This is a genomic window from Paenibacillus sp. S-12, from assembly GCF_030363895.1.
Classification (GTDB): Bacteria; Bacillota; Bacilli; order Paenibacillales; family Paenibacillaceae; genus Paenibacillus_B; species Paenibacillus_B alvei.
This window is the reverse complement of the sequence record NZ_JASIUF010000002.1, coordinates 26,734-48,229: the sequence shown is the minus strand read 5'-3', so window position 1 is coordinate 48,229 and position 21,496 is coordinate 26,734. Positions and strand designations below refer to the sequence as shown.

Below are 21,496 nucleotides of genomic sequence, written 5' to 3'. Positions count from 1 at the left end.
GCTAATCATAGATAAGCATTAAGCCTGTTTAACGATGAATCGCAAATCTCTTTTGTCCATAATCACATAGCAGTTTCACAATCAGATTGGTGAAGAAGATCAGCATCGACAATACGAAAATTTCATTGAATTTGGCAAAATGCTGAAGCTCTTTGATTTTGCTAGCAACGACAGCGGTTTGAGTGGATACGAGAAAGATGATGCCGCTGATCGTAACCATCGCATTGAGAAAATAATATCCCAGCATCTCGATCACCGTCGCAGCCGAATTAGGCAAGACTACCCGATAGACCGTCTTGAACCAGCTATCTCCGAGTAGTTCTCCCGTCGTTTCCCAGGAAGGATTCATCTTGGAGAGCGAATTCTTCGCCATCAAATACGGTGTTGTAAAGAAATGCACGATATTACACAGCACGATGATCGTAACGGTCCCTTTCAAGCTGCTTCCATTAAACAAGAGCAAGTAAGAGATGCCAAGCACCATGCCAGGCACCGTATTCGTGATCATGGAAGCCATATCGGTGAGTGATCTTGCCCTTAATGAAGTCCGTACATTGAGAAGCGCAGCACAATAAGCAACCAACGTACCAAATATGGAAGTTAACACGGCAATCCAGATCGAGTTCCGATATACCTTCGTTAAATCACTGGATTGAAGTACACTTAGGACATGTTTTGATGTAAAAGTAAGATCATAAGGATATCGGCTCAACCACGGCGCGATAAACATGATGGCGAATATCGACAGCATCATAAAGACGATGACAGAAGACACGGTCACGAAGCTAATATCGCGCAGTCGATGTGTGGGCAGCTCGATTTCTCCAAGTTGATCATAGTGAAAGTTGAGCTTCTCTAAAGACTGCAGCAGCCATATTGCGAATATTGCTGGCACAAGCATGAGCACCGCGATGACAGCCCCCTGATTCAGATCAGGAATGGAGCCCAGCATGACTTGATATAACTGGCTAGCCACCACCGAATAGGTTCCTCCCACCGACGCCGGTATCCCAAAGTCCGTAAAGCTTAGGATAAAGGAAAGCACAAATGCCCCACCCAATGCCCCTGCCAACGGCCGAACAATCGTATTCGCAAAGCTTCTTAACGGTCTGTCGCCCATCAGATGAGACACAATAATAAACTTTTTATCCATGTATTTAAATGCGTTATGAATCAATAAAAAGGCTGGCGGAAGTGTATAAATGACGTAACCGATCAGCAATCCATTAAAGCCATAGATATCGAACAAATTTTGTCCTGCAAGCTTGGTCAGCAATCCCTGATTGCCAAGTGAATACATCATGGCAAATCCATACGTAATTGTCGGAAGCAGCATGGGAAGAACGATTGTCGTCTTCAGCATGCCTTTGAAGGTCCGATGAGCACGTGTACAGTGAATCGTGTACGCCGGGATGAATGCCAATATCGTTGTTAGGATTGCAGTCACCGTTGATATCTTTATACTGTTCAAGACAGCTATCATCATCTCATCATTCATCCAAATCGAGCTGTAATTGGCAAATGAAAAGCCTTGCTCTGTCTCGAAGGATCGAATAAATAGGACAAGCAGCGGCAAGAACAAAATACCGGTTAACAAAAGAAGTATGGCGATGAGCAGAATCCGCATTTCTGGCTTTACTTTATGCATATCGCTCACCAAACAGATTGAATATATTCTGCCGCTTAATCTGCAACTGCTTGATAATAAACTGTTTTACAAACTCATTGCTCGGCTGCCCGATAATCTCTCTCGGCGTGCCATATTGCGAGATTGTGCCTTGATTGATAATCAAAATTTTATCGGAAAGGGTTAATGCTTCCTCAGGGTCATGGGTAACAATGATCGTCGTGAGCTTGAACTCCCTGGCAATCGATTGGATCCGTTGTTTGATCGATTCTTTAATGACTCCATCCAATGCGCTGAGCGGTTCGTCTAGCAGCAGGATCTTCGGCTTCGTAACCAAGGTTCTAGCTAAAGCCACTCTCTGCTTCTGCCCGCCTGATAATTCACTGATTCGCTTGCTTAGATGCGGCTTCAGTTCCAAAAAATCAATATAGTCTTGAACCTCCCGCTCACTCACGCTTCCTTTCTTATTGCGCAACCCATAGATGATATTCTCATAAGCATTCAGATTCGGAAATAACGCATAATCCTGAAATACGATATTAAAGCCACGCTTTTTCATGGATACATGTGTCATGTCCAAGCCGTTATACATAATGCTGCCATGATCCAGCTTCGTTAGGCCAAGAATAATATTAAGCAGTGTCGTTTTCCCGCTCCCGCTTGGGCCGAGAAGCGATACAATCTCGCCAGATCCTATCTCTAAGCTGATATCTTGGAGCACCATTTTGCCGTCAAATTGTTTGCTGATATGTTGCAGCTTAAGCAATCGGCTCACCTCCCTTAGTCACACCCCCATTATATAAATCAATGATCAAAGCAAATGCAGTTTTATGTAAATGTTGCGTAAATCATGCATATATATTTCATATCTTTTGCATATATTGTGCGCCATGTTTAATGTTCAGTTAAATATATAGTCCATTTATTGAATGTGAACGGTGCAGTCGGTACACTGTAGGTACAATATCAATCGATAATAGGTGAACTTATGCTGCCACTTGAAAGACAACAAAGAATTATAGAATTGCTTGCCATCAAAAAGGTGCTTAAACTGCCAGAGCTGGCAGCCGAATTAGCGATCTCCGTGGATACACTGCGACGAGATCTGAATCTATTGACCAAGCAAGGGAAGATCGAAAAGATATATGGCGGTATTAAAATCGTGGAGTCGAAGTATGGAGAATCCTCCATGGATGAGCGGATGGTTAGCTTATTTGAGGCAAAAGAAAACATCGGTAAAATATGCAGCGAGATGATCGACGATGGGGATTGCATCTATATTGACAGCGGCTCCACCACCTATCACATAGCCAAGTTTATTAAAGGCAAGCACAATCTCACGGTGGTCACCAACTCCATCCCCGTAATCAATGAACTCATGAATACCGATGTTGAACTGATTATTATCGGAGGAAAAATCCGCAAAGAAGAACATTCCGTAGTCGCGTACGATTATATTTTTAATTTTCATGAATTAAATATTCGAAAAGCGTTTATCTGCTGCAGCGGCATTACGGTGGAACGAGGAATCTCGGATTACAATTTGGAGGAAGCGATTACACGCAAGAAGATGATCGAACTGTCCAAAGAAGTGTATATCGCGGCAGACAGCACCAAATTCGGGAAAGACGTTAAGATTGCCATTACACCACTAGATAATGTGAACGCCATTATTACCGATGCGAATATCGATCCCCGTTACCCGCCGCAATTTAAGTCGATACGAACGAAGCTAATCCTTGCAGATTGAACTGAATTGCGGATGGATCAAAACATACTACCCGTACATTGAAGCCGAGCATGCACTAACTGGCTTATTTACCATCAGGAGAAGGATGGGTCATGGAAACTGCATACTTATGTATTGAATCAGGTAATCATGAAAAAGTGGGGTCATCGCCCCTCTTTACTATTTGTACCAATACGTACTCGATTTAATTGTCCTTTCGCACCATCACTGCCACCGACTCCACATGCGTCGTCTCGGGAACATGCTATTGGGGTAGAAGAAAAAACTTACGTGCCGATGGTTTCTAGTACGGTCAGCTTCGCCTTGTATAGTAATTCGGAGCAATTCAAAGAAAACGGAAGACTGAAAAAGTAGGAATTTATCTGTTTTTTGTGATGTTCCACGGAAGCAAAATCACCGCTCAAGGCTTAATTTGCCCAAATACAGCGATCGAGGGGCTAAACTGTTTCACAAAATTCTAGGGTTTGGTGCATATGTCAAAGGGATCTAAATTTTTTTACTACCGATATCCAGGATTATGAAAATAAGTCGAGTTTTAGCGATAAGCTAGTTAGTATTGCGGTGGGGTTAATAGCCTTACGCAGTGCGTGGAAAGCAGCGCGAAACAAGAAAAACCACCGGGATTAGGTTGGTCGCCTTGCAATCCGATGGTTTTTCGATCATTTGATTAAAACGCCGTAGTCGCTTCACAGGCTTTTGTTAAGAGTCACGATGCTGGATACATCGTGCTTTTTTTATTTTACGCTTCTTAAAAAATCGTTGACGTGTACATGGTATGAGGATTTGCATTCTTTTCCTTACACATTATTAAATCTTACCTAAGGAATGTAGTACATTTAAATAATGCTCATAATAATCGTTACCTAAAGCACAATCCTCAGGGCGAATACCTTTAAGAATAATGAGTTCCCATAATATTTTTTCACATATACCCTGCATGGTAAACCCTGAAATAGTTTTTTGGTCGGCGCTCTCCAGTATGATATGAATCCGCTTTCCTTCTTTGATTTCTTTCCAAATTTCCTCTGATTTTGTACGAGATAATCCTTCCGGATGAACATAAGTAGAATTTACATGCGACATTTCTATGTGAATTTCTTTTTCATATTGAGTATATAGAGTGGATAAAAAATCGACATCGTTTATTACAAAATATTTAACAATTTGATCAAAGTTAACACAATGGTCCTTCTTCAAGTCGTCAAAGAATGTTTTATCATCCATCTCAACTGCTTTATAATTCGTCATCAATATTTCTTGAACTGCGGATATACTGTATGATGTTGGTAAATTAGACTCTTTAAATTTATGATCAAGTTCGTTTAGCATACAAGCTCCTTAATTTAAAAGAATGAATGTCCACCTGTTCTATCATGCGTATGATAGTGTGCATAATAGAAGAATCCAGGAAGTTGGTCGCAAGTTAGCTCAGGACCTTTCGATTCTTTACCTCCTCCAGCTGTTCGAGCAACTAAATCTGCATAAGCGGATGATTTAGACCACACATTCTGCTCGGCTTTAACAAGCATAGGATTTACCAATCTAAATGCCGCTGCCTCCAAAGACATACCATCACCAACCCAAACTTTCCCCCCTATTATTTTTGCCATGAAATGATTAGCAGTTTTATCTTCTCGTAATTTGGATAAAACACCTGCTTCATTAAGAGCAACATAAGTTACTCCTGCAATCAACATTGCCGTTCCAGCAGCAAGCAATTGACCTAAAAGCCATTCGCCGATGATAACACCTATTGGAACAGCCGGATCGAGGGCCGAATGTATAAGTTCGTGTTTCTCTATCCTGCTCGCGACATAAGCCCTATCCCATGAATCGTATCTAACTGCATAATTGATTGCCCATGTTGCGAGATTGATACCTGTATACAACCGACATTGTTAGAACGATACATCATAAGAAAGTCGATACTTCTTTTTAATTTCATAATAACCCCAATTATGTAAATGTGCCATATCTTCTTTAACGAGTAATGGCATTAGCGCCAAATCGATATAATACCGGAACAAAGGCTGTTGATTGTCCTTTTTGCTGAAAGGCTTGATGGTTTCTTCGCGCGTGCCCACCTGAAGCCGCGAACATGTATGCTGGCAGAATCATTGGAGATGCACTTTACATTCTAATCTGAACAAGGGTGAATCTCCTGAGTGCCTCTTCGAGGAAGTGGGTAGAGCCTGATGAAATGATCCGGCCTATCCTTGAAAATTTGAGAGTTAAAACAGACCCGCAATGAACCGCCTTTTCACCACGAACGACCTCACCATTGATTTAACAAGTTCATTAAAAATGGGTTTAGATATATCCGGTTTCATGACTTAAGGCATACATCTGCTACAATTCTGATTAACCAGAGAGTGCACGCCAAAATTATCTCGGAGTGGAGCGTCTTGGTCATGGCTGCATTACAACAACAATGAATCTCTATGGACACGCTCTCCGATCTGCTGATAAATTTGAGTCGTTGTTTGCATCTAATTCAGTACAAGAACATTAAAGAAGACGCCTGGGATTTTCCTGGCGTCTTCTGATTACTTGGGCTGAACCCCGATCAATTTTTGCATCAAATTTACATCAATTATGGTCTTCGATTTCTATATTACTAATATTTAATTACTATTTCACGTCAAGAAATCAAATAAACATAAGGGATTCACTGTGCTGTTCTATCCCTACTCAGCAAAGCCACTGACTCCACATGTGTCGTCTGCGGGAACATATCCACCGGCTGTACCTCAACGACACGGTAGCCACCACCCGCCAATACTTGCAAATCGCGAGCCAACGTCGACGGATTGCATGACACGTACACAATGCGCTCTGGGCGCATAACCAGCATCGTATCGAGCAGCGCGGGGTCGCAGCCCTTGCGCGGCGGGTCGACGACGATGACGTCAGGCGTTACGCCCTGCTCCTTCCAGCGAGGGATAACGTCTTCTGCTGCGCCGACGGCGAATTCCGCATTCGTCACCCCATTCAACTCGGCATTGCGGCGTGCATCGGCGATCGCTTCCTCGACGATCTCAACACCGAGTACCCGCTTCGCGCGCTGCGCAAGGAACAACGAGATTGTCCCGATGCCACAGTACGCATCAATAACGGTCTCGTTCCCTGTCAGACCCGCATACTCGACAGCCTTCTCATACAGCACTTCCGTTTGGACCGGATTTACTTGGTAGAAGGAGCGAGCAGAGATTTTGAACGCAATATCTCCGATATAATCCGTAATATATTCCGAACCCCATAATACACGGGTTTTATCTCCCATAATAACATTCGTGCGCTTTGTATTAATGCTCTGGCAAACGCTCTTCAACTGCGGCAAGGCCTCAGCAAGCTCGGCTACGATCTTCTCCTGATGCGGCAGCTTGTCCCCATTCGTCACGAAGGTGATCATCAGCTCATTCGTGCGGAACCCGACACGCATCATCACATGACGAAGTAGGCCTGTATGCTGCTCCTCATTATACGGCTCAATGCCATACTTCCGTACAACTTGCTTCACCGCGCGCATCGCGTCGTCATTCATTTCATGCTGGATCAGGCTCGTATCCGTATCAATGATCCGATGGCTCGCCTTCGCGAAGTAACCGCCGATCAGTTCGCCTGTACGTTCATTTTTACCGATCGGCATTTGGCTCTTATTCCGATAGCGCCAAGGCTGCTCCATTCCAATCGTCGGCCATACCTTGATCGGCTGTTCTTGAACCACAGCTGTGACACTTAGGCCGCTCAGGCTCTGTTCTTCGCTAGCCTTATCCGCCGCCACCGCATTCCCTTGTTCAATATCAGGCTCAGAAGCGTGGGAGGCATCACCAGAAGCGACACCAATTTCATCTCCGGTCTCACCTGTGCCTATCTGCTCCACTTGAAACTTCCCAATGCGCTCCAGCACGTCGACGACATGCTGCCGCTTCCAGACCAGTTGCTCACTGTACGCCATATGCTGCAACTGACAGCCGCCATATGCATTCGCCGGATGCTCCAACTCCACACGATGTGGGCTGTCTACAAGGCGCTCCAGCACCTTCGCATATCCGTACTGCTTTTTCACCTTCAGCACAAGCGCACGCACCTGTTCACCCGGCAATGCCCCTTGTACGAACAGCGTGAAGCCGTCAGCACGGCCCACTCCGTCACCGTCATGCGTCAATCCGATAATATCCAGTATAACCTCATCGTTTTTCTGTACCGGAGCACTGTGCACGCGTGCATGTGCCGCGCGTCCACCCACCGCTTCCTGTGAACGCGTCGCAGATGCAGACTGTCCTCCATTTCGGCGCATCGGCCGCTTGCCTTGCTTGTTTCCTTTCACCCTAGTTGCCTCCTGTTATGTGCTCACAAAACCCATCTATTTTGAATGCTATTCGCATTGCTTGCTGTCATCATATGTTCATGCTCTTTCTTCTGTCGGTAAATCACAACCTAACTACATCTTCCACAACGAACGAAAGCAGTTCAAAACGAATCAGAACGAGCAAATCAGCTCCCTACACAGCCTCGATAATGCCAGTCATATTGTACCCTGCTTGCTCCGTATATAGATCATGGCACCATCATACCATAATCCACCCGCCAACAAGAAGTGCTCCAGCATTGTCCTGGCTGCATCATCCGTTTCCACACCAAAAAAGATAACCGCAAAGCGCGCTCTCCCCGCACAATTGCCATCGCCTCTTGCTTCAACAACAAAACGGCTTGACCCGTGCCCCTTACGGCAGCAAGTCAAGCCGAACATTCCATGAAATAGAGAACTGACATTCTCAAACCAACACCTTTATCCCTAAGCACAGGTACATGAAAGTAACCGTTATTTACCGAACGTACCTTATGCCTTATGACACACACTTCTATGCTTACGAACTCCTACGCATAAGTTGCATCTGGGTTATCTGCAAAAATGCGCAAATGCCCTGGCAGCACCTTGAACGTCGCCGGCAGCAATCCGCCGAATTCTCCGTCCAAATTGAGCTGCACTGCATCCGGCGATGTAACCGTAACCCGATTCGTTTGCTTGTGAATGACAAGCGGATCATGAATATGCTCTCCCCGAAGAGCCATACTAGCTACACGAACGAACTCCACAAGATTGCAGCGCTTCAGCATAATAACATCGAAGAGACCATCATCAATCTTCGCCTCAGGCGCCAGCTTCTCGAAACCGCCAACCGAGTTCGTATTCGTAATCAAGAACAGCATAAACTCCTCATGATAGACGCCGTGACCCTCCAACTCTATGCGCAGCTCAGTCGGGCGCAGACGCGTCATCTTCTCCAGCCCTTTCATATAGTAGGCAAGCTGTCCGATGACCGTCTTCAGCTTGCTGGGCACTTCGTACGTCAGCTCCGTCAAGGAGCCCCCGCCCGCAATATTGATGAAATACTTCTCGTTCGATTGCCCAAGGTCTATTACGCGAGTCGCCTGACGTGTAATAATTGAGCAGGCATACTCCCAATTGCGCGGAATGCCGAGCGCACGCGCGAAATCATTCGTCGTTCCGAGCGGAATAATGCCAAGCGGCGGCCGCTCCGGCTTGTCCGCCATTCCGTTGATAACCTCATTGAGCGTACCATCCCCGCCCGCTGCGATAATCATATCGTACCCGTTATCGATCGCCTCTGCCGCACTTGCTGTTGCGTCCCCTTCGCCTTCCGTCGCATGCGTCGTTGTCTCGATGCCCGCTGCATCCAGCATCTGCAATATATCCGCCAACCGCTTTCGGCCTTCCTCTCGGCCAGATGTCGGATTATAAATAAGTCTTGCTCTCTTTACCATGAATACTTCACCCATTTACAATCTATTCACGTTCAATCGATTTCACAACCTGCCACCAAAGGCTCAAGTGCAACCCGCCGGCCGTCATTCGATCCGTTTCTTTCCGTTCAGCATACCTATATCCAAGCAACCTAATATTTAGATTCATACTACCATATCCAGTTCTATTACTTCCATAGCACGACCAACTCACAATTAAAATGCTGCTAAGATGTACGTGCTTCCATCAGTCTCAGTAGACGAACAGCCTCCTGCTGCAGCCACTTGCTTAAGGCCGGATGAGGCAGCAGCGCCTCCCCATCGTACAGAACCGATACATCTTTAAACCGCTCTGGAATAACGTGAGAGGTGAAATAGCCCCGACTGAGAAATACCGGAACGACTGCTACACGGCGCTCCATGATCCGTTCCTCGAGCGCATCCGCCCCAATACGAAGAGTATCCCTGCCACCAACGAAATCCAGCGGAACGGCAAGCTGCTCGGCTCTGCCGCCCCATCCCATTTCATTTTGGCTGCTCGTCAATACATGCGATAAGCGCTGTACCGCATCTGCAATATCCTCACAGCAGAGCAGCGCATGCGAAGCACCTGCACAAGCCCCCCGCTGTACAAGACGGCGCGCCAGCCGCCTCAAACTGGAATGCCAGCGTGAAGTAAAAGGTTCATATCGGCTGCCGTGCGCCACTAGCAATACTGCATCTGCATGGGGACGTACGCCAAGCCCGCGCAGCCGTGCCTCAATCATGTCTAGAAGGAGTTCCTCCTGACCTTCCGATCGTACAAACAAGCCGCTATCGTCACTCCATTGCTCTTCATTCATTTTACGATATGGGGAACTAGCTGTTACTTCTCTCGATGGTTCCGCACAATCCACACAAGCAACGCCACTATTTATACGATCAATCGAGGCCTCTGCCAACGGAACAACATCCCCACCGTCAAGCGGACGGCCATAATAGACGCAAGCCTGAACTTGGAAAGGCTCCAAATCTGTCTCACAGAGCGGAGCAGGCTTCACGCCTAATGCATATGCTATCTCATCCGCATGCGTACTACCCGCAGACACGAACAAGGGGATGACCCCAATGTGGTTCACCCCTTGCGCTTCCAATGTATCAATGCCATATTGTATATCTCGTCCTGGCACACATTCCAAGTAGGAAGATGCGACGGCAACCCCTTGAGGCCATTGTGCCTGTGCGATTGCTTCTTCCACCAGTGTAACCCAGGATTCATCTCTTGAACCGTGGCTGATAATAAGCAGTCCCGGCTTCATCAGATTATTTACCTAAGCGTTCCAATGCCATTTTATAACCATCATTGCCGTAATTCAAACAGCGCTTCACGCGCGATATTGTAGCTGTACTTGCTCCGGTCTCCGCTTCAATCTGATTGTACGTACAGCCTTTGCCCAACATACGAGCAACTTCCAACCGCTGGGATAAGGATTGAATTTCATTTACCGTGCACAGATCATCAAAGAAAACATAACACTCTTCCACTGATTTCAGCGTCATAACCGCCTCAAACAGCTGGTCGATCGACTTATCGTTCAATTTTTTCAATTGCAACCTTATCCACCCCTACATCAATGCTTGTTACCATCATTGTACTTCCTTTGTCAGACCTTTTCAAGCGTTACAGTTGTCCTGCGTTAGTGAATTACTGTAAAAATATAGCGCTTCCATAAAAGATTGGGCGTCCGCCTACGGGCGATCGTCCAATCGAGTTGTTCGCCTATCACATACATTATATTATCCCATATGAATGCAGAAAGCACTAAACAATATTGATTGAAGCATGTCTATGAATAAGCACACCTGCCATACTTATAAGAAAAAGGTCGTGATGATATGAATAACCCTCGCCACCACGAGAGGGCTCCCTTACCATCGCAGTTGATGAACGTGCCGACACTGCCGACGCGGCAAGGAGACAAGGCACATATTCGTAGCTTTAGCCCTGATCCGACTTCATACTCCCCTTCATTCGCACCGCCATCTCCTATAGAGACTACCGCCATCGTTCCATTTAGTCAGGCAGCAGAATCTCCAATTACCACAGTCGTAACCGAGGCTGCAGAGGCCAAAAAAAGCGGCTTCTCCATTGGTGACATCAAGCAGGTCATTGATCGAATGGGCGGAATCGATGGCATCGTAGAAACGATGGGCAAGGTACAAAAAGTCATGAACAGTGTATCTCAGATTGCTCCTGTCGCAAAGCTGCTTATGGGCACACTCCTCCCAGGCAAAAAGAAGGACGAAGAAGAAGAGGAAGAAATTGAATATACGCCCAAGCGCAGGCGCCGCCGCAGACGGACGACAGGCAATACCCGAACACCAACCTTCGGTAAGCAGCGCCAACGCACCAACAGGCCACCACGCCGTCGATAATCGAACCAAAGCAAAGAGCCGGCTCTCCATTGAGCCGGCTCTTTGTGCCTCAATATTAAAAGAACAAATCGACTATTTTGAATACAATCATCGCAAGTGCCGCACATATCGGAATCGTAATGAACCAAGTCACTACAATTCGTCCTGCAACGCCCCACTTCACCGCCGAGAAACGCTTGGCGGAGCCTACCCCCAAGATCGCGGAGGTAATAGCATGCGTAGTGCTAATAGGCAAATGCGTCAGCGTTGCCGACATAATAACCGAGGCTGCAGACAAGTCTGCGGCAAAACCGTTAATCGGTTCGATTTTGAAAATCTTCGTTCCCATTGTCTTAATGATCTTCCAGCCGCCTATCGAAGTACCGAGAGCCATTGCAGTTGCAGCGGCAAGCTTAACCCAGAGCTGCACTTCCATTTCGGTCTGTAATTGTGCAGTGACAAGCGCGAACGTAATAATCCCCATTGCCTTCTGCGCGTCATTCGTACCATGTGTGAATGATTGCAGAGCTGCAGTAATAATTTGACAGGTTCGGAACCCTTTATTTACGGTATGTGGACTGTGATTGCCGAAAATCCACTTTAGCAGCGTCATAACAATATAACCGACAGCGAACGCAATAATTGGCGAAATAATAAGACCGAGGACGATATTTTTAAATCCGCCCAAGTTCAAATAGTCGGAGCCGGCACCGATGAACACTGCCCCTGCCAATGCGCCAATAAGCGCATGCGAGGAAGATGACGGAATACCGAACCACCAAGTAACCAAGTTCCATATTATGGCTGAAATAAGCGTCGCCATAACGATTTCAAGTCCATTCTCCAGCTTTGCTGGATCGGCAATGCTGCCGCCTATCGTCTTGGCAACCCCTGTAAAGGTCAGCGCCCCGGCAAAGTTCATCACAGCGGCCATCAAAATGGCAACACGCGGCGGAAGCGCCCTCGTTGACACCGACGTGGCGATCGCATTCGCCGTATCGTGGAAGCCGTTAATAAAGTCAAAGGCAAGCGCCAAGAAAATAACGACGCCCACGATAATCATCGTAATATCCATATTCATTATCTATGTGATTGCACAGCACTGCCCATCGTCCGTCCGCGCAATCCCTACCTCCTTCGTACACTAAAGCTAGCTTATTATACGTGATACGACAGTTACTAGGAATTCCGCATAACGATCGATTCAAGCTGCTTCGCAACATCTTCACAGCTGTCCGTCGTTTCCTCAAGACGCTCGTATACGTCCTTGCGTTTGATCAATTCGATTGGATCCTTTACATCAGCGAACAAGGCACGGACACCACGGCGGTAAATATCGTCCGCGGAGTTCTCCAATTCATTGACGCGCACGTTATGCTCGCGGATCGCAAGCAATTTCTTCTGCGACAACAAACGAATTGCCTTCTGTATTTCATAAGTACTGCGCTTGATGACATCAGCGAACAGTACGACAATTTCATCACGTTCAATCATTTGGTACATGTCGAAACGCGAAGCACTGGCCTCCATCCCATCAAGAACATCGTCAAGCGCTGTCGTAAGCGCCATAATGTCCTCGCGCTCAATCGGCGTAATAAATGTTTTATTGAGCTCTGTCAAGATCGTATGTACATAGACGTCACATTTACTTTCCAGATCCTTCATTTCTTTCGTAAACGCCAAGACATCCGTCAAATCTTCTACACCTTGTGCGAACGTTTCTGCCGCTTGAACGAGCGTATCCGCCATGTTTTGCAGCGTTTCGAAAAACACGTCCTTTTTCTTGAACATTCCCGAGATCTCCTTTGCAACAAAAATTGCATGTGATGTAATCTTCTAAACCTTACATATCTTATCATAGGATACCGTGGTTTTGTAAAGAAATCGTAAACCAAACGTGAGCAAATGTCGAAACTTTAGCCCTATTCATCGCCAGAATTTCTCTCTTATTCGACAATTTTCGTCGTTTTTCATAAAAAGTACGGCAAAATACCGTTCTCACGCCGTTTTTCGCTCACTATTCAATTTTTCCCATAAAGGAATGTTAGATATGGCATAGACAGGAATGAAACAACATGCTATACCTGACATACGGTATAGTTTCCGCCTTTTTTTGAAAAGACATACATAAAAACCACATGCAATTCTCCCTGTTTAAAAATAAAAAAGACGAAGCGATATAGCCTTCCGGCTGCTGCTTTCGTCTCAGTTCCTTTACGTTCCGTTTTAATCCGCCGCTCACTTATATGCTCCAATTCGCCCATTCTTCCTGACGCTTCTCCCAGCGCTTCAGCCACTGGAGCGTGCAGGTGAACAGCTTTTCCCGATGCTTGCCATCCGAGTACGTATGGTCGGCTTGAAACACAATTTCCTTATCGCATTGTCCGTCACTGCGCAGCCAGAATACCTTCTGGTACAGGAAGCTGTAATCGGCCGGAATAACGTCATCACTCGTACCGTGCACGAGCAGCACATCGCCGTTGAACTTGCGTGCTTCTTGGAGCGGTTGATGGACGCCAAGCGCATTAAAATAGGCAGGTGCAAAGGAATACCCCAAATAATCCGCCGAGCCTTGCGTCATTGCTATGTCATATTGCTCACGTCCTACGATACGCACAATATCGTTGAATGGGTAAGCAACAGGCGACCAGAGGACAAGCCGCTTAATGCGCTGATCGCGCACCGCCGTCAATATCGCCACAGCCCCGCCTAAGCTATGACCAATGAGCGTTACCCGCTGTGGATCAACATCTCCGCATCCAAGCGCATAGTCCAGAATAGATTGCGTTTGGCTGATCATGTCATCCAATCCAGTGTGTCCGTAATCGCCCGTGCTCTCTCCACAGCCCGCGAAGTCGAAGCGCACGACGATATGACCTTCGCCTGCAAGCCTGCGCGCCGCATTGACGAATAACCGGTCAACCCCAATCCGGCTGCCCACGAAGCCATGACAAATGATTGTCACAGGAGCGCGCCGCTTCACACCGCGCTCATATGGTGCCCGCTCCTCAGGATAATGAATCGTCGCCGCTAACCGCTCTTCTTGCCATCGTATATCGATATGTCGCTCCATCAATAATCCCCTGCCTTCCGCCGCTCTCAGGTACGGGCAACGCACCTGGATTCATTTATTTCATATAATTCCGATTAATATACTGTGTTTTATCAAAGTGTACTCCCTCTGTTCCCACTCTGTCAAGAGAATAAGACAAGAAAAAACCGCAATACCGATGTTCCGGCATTACGGTTTTCAACTGCAAGCGCTCCTTATTATCCATTTCCAAGGAGCTGCCCACTTCTTCATCCAATTAACAGCATGTAAGCTTACCTGCAATCCGTTCCAGAACTGGAAAAGCTCATCCCAGTCATTTTCTCCGCATCAATCATACAGGCCGTACAAACGCTGCATCATCTGATGCGTTTCAAGCGTTCCTTCTGTCATCCCCGCATGCATGTGTCCTGCGGCAAGACCATAATCGTCTGTGTCTTCGGATTCATCCGGCGAGGATGCACGATTAGCGGTATATGCTTGTTTAATTGCAGATGCTTCCTCAGGACCTCGCGATTGTTCTTGATTCAAATAAAGCTTCGTAAGTCCTTGTTCCGATCCGCGATTCTCTTCCATCCTTGTCACCCTCCTGCCGTATGTAATGATTGGAGCATACGACATTATTATGGGGCGCAAGGTTAATTTTATTCGCGATCCGATGGACGATCAGACATGATCCCATAGCACAGCATTGTCGTAATTTGGTCAGACAGTGTGCGAACGTTCATCCGCTTATCCAAATTGCCTGGCTGCAGAAAGAACTGCTTCATCGACACAATGTAACGAACAACCAAATGCGGGGACAGCTCCTTGCGAATATCTCCCCGTTGTTGTCCTCGAAATATCGCCGCTTCGAACTCAGGAATGACATGCGCCTCCTGATAGGCCATCATTTTCGCAAACAGATTTGGATAGTACTGTGTTAAATCGTTAATAAACGTCAGGGATATACGATCGAAGGGCTGATACTTCAGTAGAAGATCGAATAGTTCGTATATGTTCCCCGCCTCGTCCATGACCCGCAGCAAATATTGATGGCTTTCATGAGCCATTCGGTCTGTAATCGCCTCAAGCAGCCCTTCTTTGCTCTGAAAATATTTATATATCGTCATTTTCGCAACAGGAACCGCCTCCGCGATCTGCTCCATGCTCGTATCCTGAATCCCCCGTTCGAAAAACAGCCGCTGTCCTGCATCCATAATCGCGATCGCTTTACTGTTCAACTGGCGAATCGTCCCCTTTCCGTACGGACATAACTCGCGGGCTATGCCGTTAGCAGGGACATCACCTTCCCTTTACAGATCCCGCTTCGACAGCACAAGCCAACCGAAGAACAGTCCGCCTGCATATATCCCTATCGTAATAAATATGCCCTGCCAAGGCAAGCTGCCTGAGTCGAATAAATCCTTGCCATTGAACACCGTGAACAAGCTGACATCAGACAGCCAGGCAAGCGATTGCTGCATACCCGACAGGAGATGGAAGAGGAATGATAAAATGACGATTCCAATACTTAGTGACATGCCTGCTCGCTCGGAAGTTACAAATACGGTCATCACATACCCGATTCCAGCAAAAGCTAGTGCCGCCAGCAAGCCCGCAGCCGTAAACACAAGCAGCAAACCTGCATCTGCTACCGTACTGAACATATTGCCAAACCATAATGTCACCCCATAGCTGACAGCCGAAATCAGGAGAAAAGCAACAAGATGCGCGCTGGCCTTGCCTAGAAACAGCTTGCCGCGTGATACAGGCAATGTGAACATAAAATCAACCGTGCCCCGATCCCTTTCCCGAGCTACTGTGGACGAAGCCCACATCGCAGCGAAAATGCCCAGCAGCATCATGTAGAACACCAACGGTTCCCCTGCCATCCAGCCCTCAAAGCTGCCGAACATCTCTACATGCATGCCGAATCCCTCCAGCAAGGCTGGCGGAAACTGCTTCAACGCCTCAAGTAAAGAGGTATTGGTCATGTAGACATCGCCCAGACCAGCGAACATCATTTGGAACACAAGAATAATACTTGCCCATATAAAAAAGCTGCGTCGATTCGTCCTCCATTCATAGCAGAACACCCGCCACATTACGCCTCTCCCCCTTTGCGCTCATCAGAACGCTCACGTGAATGCCCAATTTGCGGTGAGTGCTCTTCTGTTATCTCCTGTTGATGCTTTGCCTGCGATAGCTGCTCTTCCGTACGCTCCGAGGAATGCTTCGCCTGCGATAGCTGCTTCACTTGACCTTGCGCAGGAATTCCTCCATTCCCTCTCACATCGTACTCTGCCATGAACAGCTCCTCCAAGGAAGGCTGCTCGATTCGTACATCCTTCAATTCATATGCGGCAATTCGCTGCAAAGCCAGATGAAGATCGCCCTGCAATAGCAAACGGTGCTCGATTCCATCGTATACAGCATCCGGATCAATATCCCGTAGCTGGTAAGCCTCGATGCAGTCGCCTTGCCGCTTGAATTGAACATGGGCAATCCGTTGATCCTTGCCTGGTATAGCGTCCACCTCGCATACCCGCAGCAATTTCCCTTCACGAATGAAGGCGACACGGCTGCACAGCTTCTCTACCTCGCTCAAGATATGTGTGGAGAAGAAGATCGTAGCTCCACGATCATGATATTCCTTTAGAATCTGGAAAAAGGTGTGCTGCATGAGCGGATCAAGTCCTGATGTCGGTTCATCCAGAACGATTAAATCAGGTTGATGAAGCAGGCACTGCACGATCCCAAGCTTCTTGCGATTGCCGAGCGAATACGATTTTACACGCTTGCTGACATCCAGCTTTAGCCGTTCAGCTAAGTTCATCGCATGGGTATCCTGCAGTGACAAGCCATTCATGCGAGCAGCAAAATCGAGCACTTCCTTGCCCGTTACATCTTCGTTGTAATGCACCTCCGATGGCAGATACCCAATTTTTCTCCGCACATCAGGACGCTCCCTACGCATGACTTCTCCGAACAACTCCACCGTACCGGTCGTTGGACGAAGCAACTGCATCATCGTTCGAAGCGTAGTAGACTTTCCTGCTCCATTTGGTCCAATAAATCCGAAAATTTCTCCCTGCTTCACTTCCAGATTGACATCATCGATACCGCGCTGTACTCCGTACCTTTTCGTTAGATTGCTCAGCTTGATCACGTTCATGCGACACCCCCCAATCTATACTTTAAATCGTTTGTTAGTACATCATATCCCGTTCATGGCGAAATTTACAATGTTGTTTTATACTCAATACTAATAAAAAGTATATCCCTTTCACTCAAAAGCTCTTTCCTGCTCATCATTTCATTTTGGTTGATTTTTATACGCACTGCATTAAAAAAAGAGGAGCATCGCTCCTCTTCCCCATCTGTCCTATTTTGAATGTTCAACCAACCGTTCTGACTTCGCACTGATATCATTCCGATATTGCATGCCATTAAATTGGATGAGGCGGACAGCCTCATAAGCCTTCGCTTTAGCTGCCGCTACATGATCACCTATGCCGACAACGCCCAGCACACGGCCTCCAGCCGTTCGCCAAGTACCATCCTCATCACGCGATGTACCTGCGTGGAACAGCAGCGCATTAACGGATGCTGCATCCAATCCCGTAATGACATCCCCCTTGCTCACCTCACCAGGGTAGCCGGCTGCTGCTACGATCACGCATACAGCAGCATGGTCATGCCATTCTAGCTCGATGTCGTTCAGCTTACCTTCCGAGACTGCCCATAGCACCTTGAACAGATCAGTCTTCATTCTTGGCAGCACCGACTGCGTCTCCGGATCGCCAAAACGCGCATTAAACTCAATCACCTTCGGCTCCCCCTCCGGTGTAATCATCAAGCCTGCAAACAACAAGCCATGGAAGGAACGTCCTTCCGCCACCATTGCCTTTGCTGCCGGTTCAATGATTGTCCTGCATGCCTTCTCTATAACGGATGACGAGAATTGCGGCAATGGGCTGTAAGTGCCCATACCGCCAGTGTTCGGTCCGCAATCGCCATCGAAAATCGGCTTATGATCCTGTGCAGGCTCACATAGTCGCACCGTTTCACCGTCGACGAAGGCAAGGATCGACATTTCCTCGCCCTGCATGAACTCCTCAATGACAACCTTGCTGCCGGAAGCGCCGAATTTGCTATCTACCATGACCTCCTGCAGCACGTGAGCTGCTTCCTCATGGGTCTGAGCAATGACCACACCCTTGCCTGCTGCAAGCCCGTCAGCCTTAATCACAACCGGCAATGTATGCTTTTCAATATACGCCAGCGCTTCATTGAAATCCTCAAACGCAGCGTATGCCGCAGTCGGAATGCCATACTTGCAGAGCAGGTGCTTCATGAACACCTTACTCCACTCAATCTCTGCCGCCTTCCGGTCGGGACCGAATACCCGCAAGCCATGAGCCTTCAATACGTCGACAATACCGCCTGCTAATGGATCGTCAGGACCGATGACAACGAGATCAATCGCCTGTTCAGCGGCATATTTGGCGATGCCTTCGTAATCGTTCACAGCCAATGGTACGCATTCGGCAAGTTCAGCAATGCCTGCGTTGCCCGGCGCGCACAGCACCTGTTCCACCTGCGGACTGTTGCAAAGTGCCCATACAAGCGCATGCTCACGACCGCCGCTGCCGACGACCAACACTTTTTTCCCAATGTGCTCCATGTACATGAACGCCTCCTTAATGCTTAAAGTGACGTACGCCTGTCATTACCATGGCGATGCCATGCTCATTTGCTACTTGGATGGAATCATTGTCACGAACAGATCCCCCCGGCTGGATAACAGCTGTAATCCCAGCTTCAGCAGCCAAGGCCAACGTATCTCCCATTGGGAAGAATGCATCGGACGCAAGCACCGCACCGCGCGCCTTCTCGCCCGCTTGTTCGATTGCGATGCGAGCTGCACCTACACGGTTCATTTGTCCCGCACCTACACCTACTGTCATGCCATCCTTTACAAGTACAATCGCATTCGATTTTACATGCTTCACAACGTTCCAGCCGAACAAGAGCTGCTCTAATTCTTCCGGAGACGGCTCGCGCTCAGTTGCGACCTGAACACTGTCTGCATTCAAGGAATGCAAGTCGATGTCCTGTACAAGGACGCCGCCGTCAACAGTCGTCAATTGACGGGATGGAACACGCTGCTCAGGGGACGGAACCGCTCCGATTTTCAGTAGACGAATGTTCTTTTTCTGCGTAAGCACCTCAAGCGCTTCCTCCGTGTAGCTAGGCGCAATTACGATTTCAAGGAAAATTTCATGCAAAAGGCGTGCTGTTTCTCCGTCAATCTCCCGATTTGAAGCAACGATTCCGCCGAATATGGACGTCGGATCGGACTCATACGCCTTTTGGTACGCCTCCAACACCGTATCGCCAATCCCTACACCGCACGGATTCATATGCTTCACAGCCACTACCGCTGGAGCTCGAAACTCACTGACAATCGCAAGCGCGGCGTTAGCATCATTAATATTATTGTAGGACAACTCCTTGCCGTGCAGTTGCTCCGCAGTCGTAATGCTGCCCGCGCCAGCCAATGGGCGACGATAGAAAGCTGCATTTTGGTGCGGATTCTCCCCATAGCGAAGCGGCTGCTCCAGCTCATAAGTTACAGTCAACCGCTCTGGCCATTGTTCTCCGACCTGAGCCGTCAAATATTCAGCAATAAGGGAATCATATGCGGACGTATGGCGGAATACCTTGGCCGCAAGACGGCGGCGCGTTTCGATTGTGGTATCTCCGTTTGCACGAACTTCCTCGAGTATAGTGCCATAATCCGCAGCGTCAACGACAACCGTGACATCAGCATGATTTTTGGCAGCAGAACGCAGCATCGTCGGTCCGCCGATATCTATATTTTCAATTGCATCCTCATAGGATACGCCTGATTTCGCAATCGTCTGCTGGAATGGATACAGGTTAACTACGACCAGATCAATCGTAGACAAACCGAGCTCGTCCAACTGCTGCATATGAGCCGGATTGCTGCGCATCGCCAGCAGACCGCTGTGCACAGCTGGATGAAGCGTCTTAACCCGACCGTCCAAAATTTCCGGAAACTCTGTAACATCAGAAATCCCAGTCACCGGAACTTGCTCCTGCTCAAGCAATGATTTCGTACCGCCTGTCGAAATAATCTGCACACCCGCTTCAGCCAGGCTGCGCGCAAATGCTACAACGCCCGTTTTATCGGATACACTGATAAGCGCTCTTCGAATCGCCATGTTGTCCTCTCCCCTGCTAAACTTTGGCATTTTAGTTAAAAATCATTGTAATGCGTTACCGGATAGAAGTCTATATCATGACTCCCTATCAGCATGTCTTCACACCACTTCACATCGTAGAACACCACATCACAAACATCGCATCATACAGCATCTCATGACATACGTTTCAGCATATAAATCGCATAAATATCGCACCACATTGCAGAACATCACACATATTACATAAATATCACATCAACATCAGCTCGTATCCAATCCAATAATCCCATCAACGTCCTTCACCAGTGGAAAAACTGATGATTTGTCTTTCAAATAGTGGACACAATTTTGCAAAGACGATAATTTCTTTACATCTAAAACAACACAACATATAGTTAATCAAGTTGTAAAACATCTATATTTAGACATTTGTTCATTTAAAGCAAGATATCCCTGTTTGTCTACCTTTGTGTGGACATTTTCATCGTTTGTCCTCAAGAGGACTACAAAAACAGAGTATCTAGTAACGCTACTCGCTGGATAATGACGAGAGCACTTTGTATCGCTATCCACTGGATATTAAAGAGAGTATTTAGTAACGCTATCATACTGGATATTGACGAGAGTATTTAGTATCGCTATTCTTCCACTGGACATTGACGAGTGCATTTGTAATGCTGCTCACATTGACG

General features: G+C 47.4%; 19 protein-coding genes and 1 pseudogene. 3 read left to right on the top strand and 17 right to left on the bottom strand.

The genetic code is table 11. The features are described 5' to 3' along the window. Positions 1-28: 28 nt before the first annotated feature. Together NO352_RS00245 and NO352_RS00240 are read right to left on the bottom strand one after the other, a co-directional pair. Positions 29-1,648 (bottom strand): ABC transporter permease subunit, encoded by a 1,620-nt coding sequence (locus tag NO352_RS00245; protein ID WP_289354667.1) that lies wholly within the window; start codon positions 1,646-1,648, stop codon positions 29-31. Beyond that, positions 1,641-2,393, bottom strand: coding sequence for an ABC transporter ATP-binding protein (locus NO352_RS00240; RefSeq protein WP_005543084.1), 753 nt, complete (start codon positions 2,391-2,393; stop codon positions 1,641-1,643). Before NO352_RS00240 ends, NO352_RS00245 begins: the two co-directional genes overlap by 8 nt. A gap of 222 nt (positions 2,394-2,615) precedes the next feature. Here NO352_RS00240 and NO352_RS00235 point away from each other — a divergent pair, with 222 nt between their 5' ends. Further along, positions 2,616-3,377 (top strand): DeoR/GlpR family DNA-binding transcription regulator, encoded by a 762-nt coding sequence (locus NO352_RS00235; protein ID WP_171415192.1) that lies wholly within the window; start codon positions 2,616-2,618, stop codon positions 3,375-3,377. Positions 3,378-4,184: 807 nt separating this feature from the next. Here NO352_RS00235 and NO352_RS00230 read toward each other — a convergent pair. Both NO352_RS00230 and NO352_RS00225 read right to left on the bottom strand, forming a co-directional pair. Continuing rightward, on the bottom strand, positions 4,185-4,706 hold the full coding sequence (locus NO352_RS00230) for a hypothetical protein (protein WP_005543089.1): 522 nt from the start codon (positions 4,704-4,706) through the stop codon (positions 4,185-4,187). Between the two features lie 14 nt (positions 4,707-4,720). Then, on the bottom strand, positions 4,721-5,266 hold the full coding sequence (locus NO352_RS00225) for a hypothetical protein (protein WP_268620131.1): 546 nt from the start codon (positions 5,264-5,266) through the stop codon (positions 4,721-4,723). 396 nt (positions 5,267-5,662) lie between these two features. Here NO352_RS00225 and NO352_RS25245 point away from each other — a divergent pair. Continuing rightward, positions 5,663-5,889, top strand: a pseudogene (locus NO352_RS25245) (tyrosine-type recombinase/integrase); the annotation flags it as partial. 156 nt (positions 5,890-6,045) lie between these two features. Here the strand turns inward: NO352_RS25245 and rlmD are convergent. The 4 genes from rlmD to NO352_RS00200 form a co-directional block, all read right to left on the bottom strand. Next, a complete protein-coding gene (rlmD, locus tag NO352_RS00215) occupies positions 6,046-7,707 on the bottom strand; it encodes a 23S rRNA (uracil(1939)-C(5))-methyltransferase RlmD (RefSeq protein ID WP_289354666.1) in 1,662 nt (553 codons plus the stop codon). 551 nt (positions 7,708-8,258) lie between these two features. Beyond that, positions 8,259-9,167 carry a diacylglycerol kinase gene (locus tag NO352_RS00210; protein WP_040734869.1) on the bottom strand — a complete coding sequence of 303 codons (909 nt, stop codon included), beginning with the start codon at positions 9,165-9,167 and terminating at the stop codon, positions 8,259-8,261. A gap of 206 nt (positions 9,168-9,373) precedes the next feature. Continuing rightward, a complete protein-coding gene (locus NO352_RS00205; RefSeq protein WP_289354665.1) occupies positions 9,374-10,444 on the bottom strand; it encodes a sirohydrochlorin chelatase in 1,071 nt (356 codons plus the stop codon). A gap of 4 nt (positions 10,445-10,448) precedes the next feature. Next, positions 10,449-10,739 carry a YerC/YecD family TrpR-related protein gene (locus NO352_RS00200; RefSeq protein WP_289354664.1) on the bottom strand — a complete coding sequence of 97 codons (291 nt, stop codon included), beginning with the start codon at positions 10,737-10,739 and terminating at the stop codon, positions 10,449-10,451. 282 nt (positions 10,740-11,021) lie between these two features. On the opposite strand from NO352_RS00200, the gene NO352_RS00195 reads away from it, so the two are divergent. Continuing rightward, positions 11,022-11,561, top strand: a complete 540-nt coding sequence (locus NO352_RS00195) for a tyrosine protein kinase (protein WP_268600558.1) — start codon at positions 11,022-11,024, stop codon at positions 11,559-11,561. Between the two features lie 55 nt (positions 11,562-11,616). On the opposite strand, the gene NO352_RS00190 is transcribed toward NO352_RS00195, so the two are convergent. The 9 genes from NO352_RS00190 to purH form a co-directional block, all read right to left on the bottom strand. Next, positions 11,617-12,615: an inorganic phosphate transporter gene (locus tag NO352_RS00190; protein WP_040735182.1), complete on the bottom strand. Its 999-nt coding sequence runs from the start codon at positions 12,613-12,615 to the stop codon at positions 11,617-11,619. Between the two features lie 104 nt (positions 12,616-12,719). Beyond that, positions 12,720-13,331, bottom strand: a complete 612-nt coding sequence (locus NO352_RS00185) for a DUF47 domain-containing protein (protein WP_005543105.1) — start codon at positions 13,329-13,331, stop codon at positions 12,720-12,722. Positions 13,332-13,782: 451 nt separating this feature from the next. After that, the gene (locus NO352_RS00180) at positions 13,783-14,613 is read right to left on the bottom strand and encodes an alpha/beta hydrolase family protein (protein ID WP_005543106.1); all 831 of its coding nucleotides are present in this window, start codon (positions 14,611-14,613) and stop codon (positions 13,783-13,785) included. Positions 14,614-14,919: 306 nt separating this feature from the next. After that, entirely contained in the window at positions 14,920-15,165 is a 246-nt protein-coding gene (locus NO352_RS00175; RefSeq protein ID WP_005543109.1) for a hypothetical protein, read from the bottom strand. Between the two features lie 68 nt (positions 15,166-15,233). Beyond that, positions 15,234-15,812, bottom strand: a complete 579-nt coding sequence (locus NO352_RS00170; protein WP_289354663.1) for a TetR/AcrR family transcriptional regulator — start codon at positions 15,810-15,812, stop codon at positions 15,234-15,236. Positions 15,813-15,884: 72 nt separating this feature from the next. Then, positions 15,885-16,676, bottom strand: coding sequence for an ABC transporter permease subunit (locus tag NO352_RS00165; RefSeq protein WP_289354662.1), 792 nt, complete (start codon positions 16,674-16,676; stop codon positions 15,885-15,887). Continuing rightward, positions 16,676-17,746: an ABC transporter ATP-binding protein gene (locus tag NO352_RS00160; RefSeq protein WP_289354661.1), complete on the bottom strand. Its 1,071-nt coding sequence runs from the start codon at positions 17,744-17,746 to the stop codon at positions 16,676-16,678. The genes NO352_RS00165 and NO352_RS00160 overlap by 1 nt, the downstream gene beginning before the upstream one ends. Before the next feature lie 210 nt (positions 17,747-17,956). Further along, positions 17,957-19,264: a phosphoribosylamine--glycine ligase gene (gene purD, locus NO352_RS00155; protein WP_289354660.1), complete on the bottom strand. Its 1,308-nt coding sequence runs from the start codon at positions 19,262-19,264 to the stop codon at positions 17,957-17,959. Positions 19,265-19,274: 10 nt separating this feature from the next. Beyond that, positions 19,275-20,822, bottom strand: coding sequence for a bifunctional phosphoribosylaminoimidazolecarboxamide formyltransferase/IMP cyclohydrolase (gene purH, locus NO352_RS00150; RefSeq protein WP_289354659.1), 1,548 nt, complete (start codon positions 20,820-20,822; stop codon positions 19,275-19,277). Positions 20,823-21,496 lie beyond the last annotated feature (674 nt).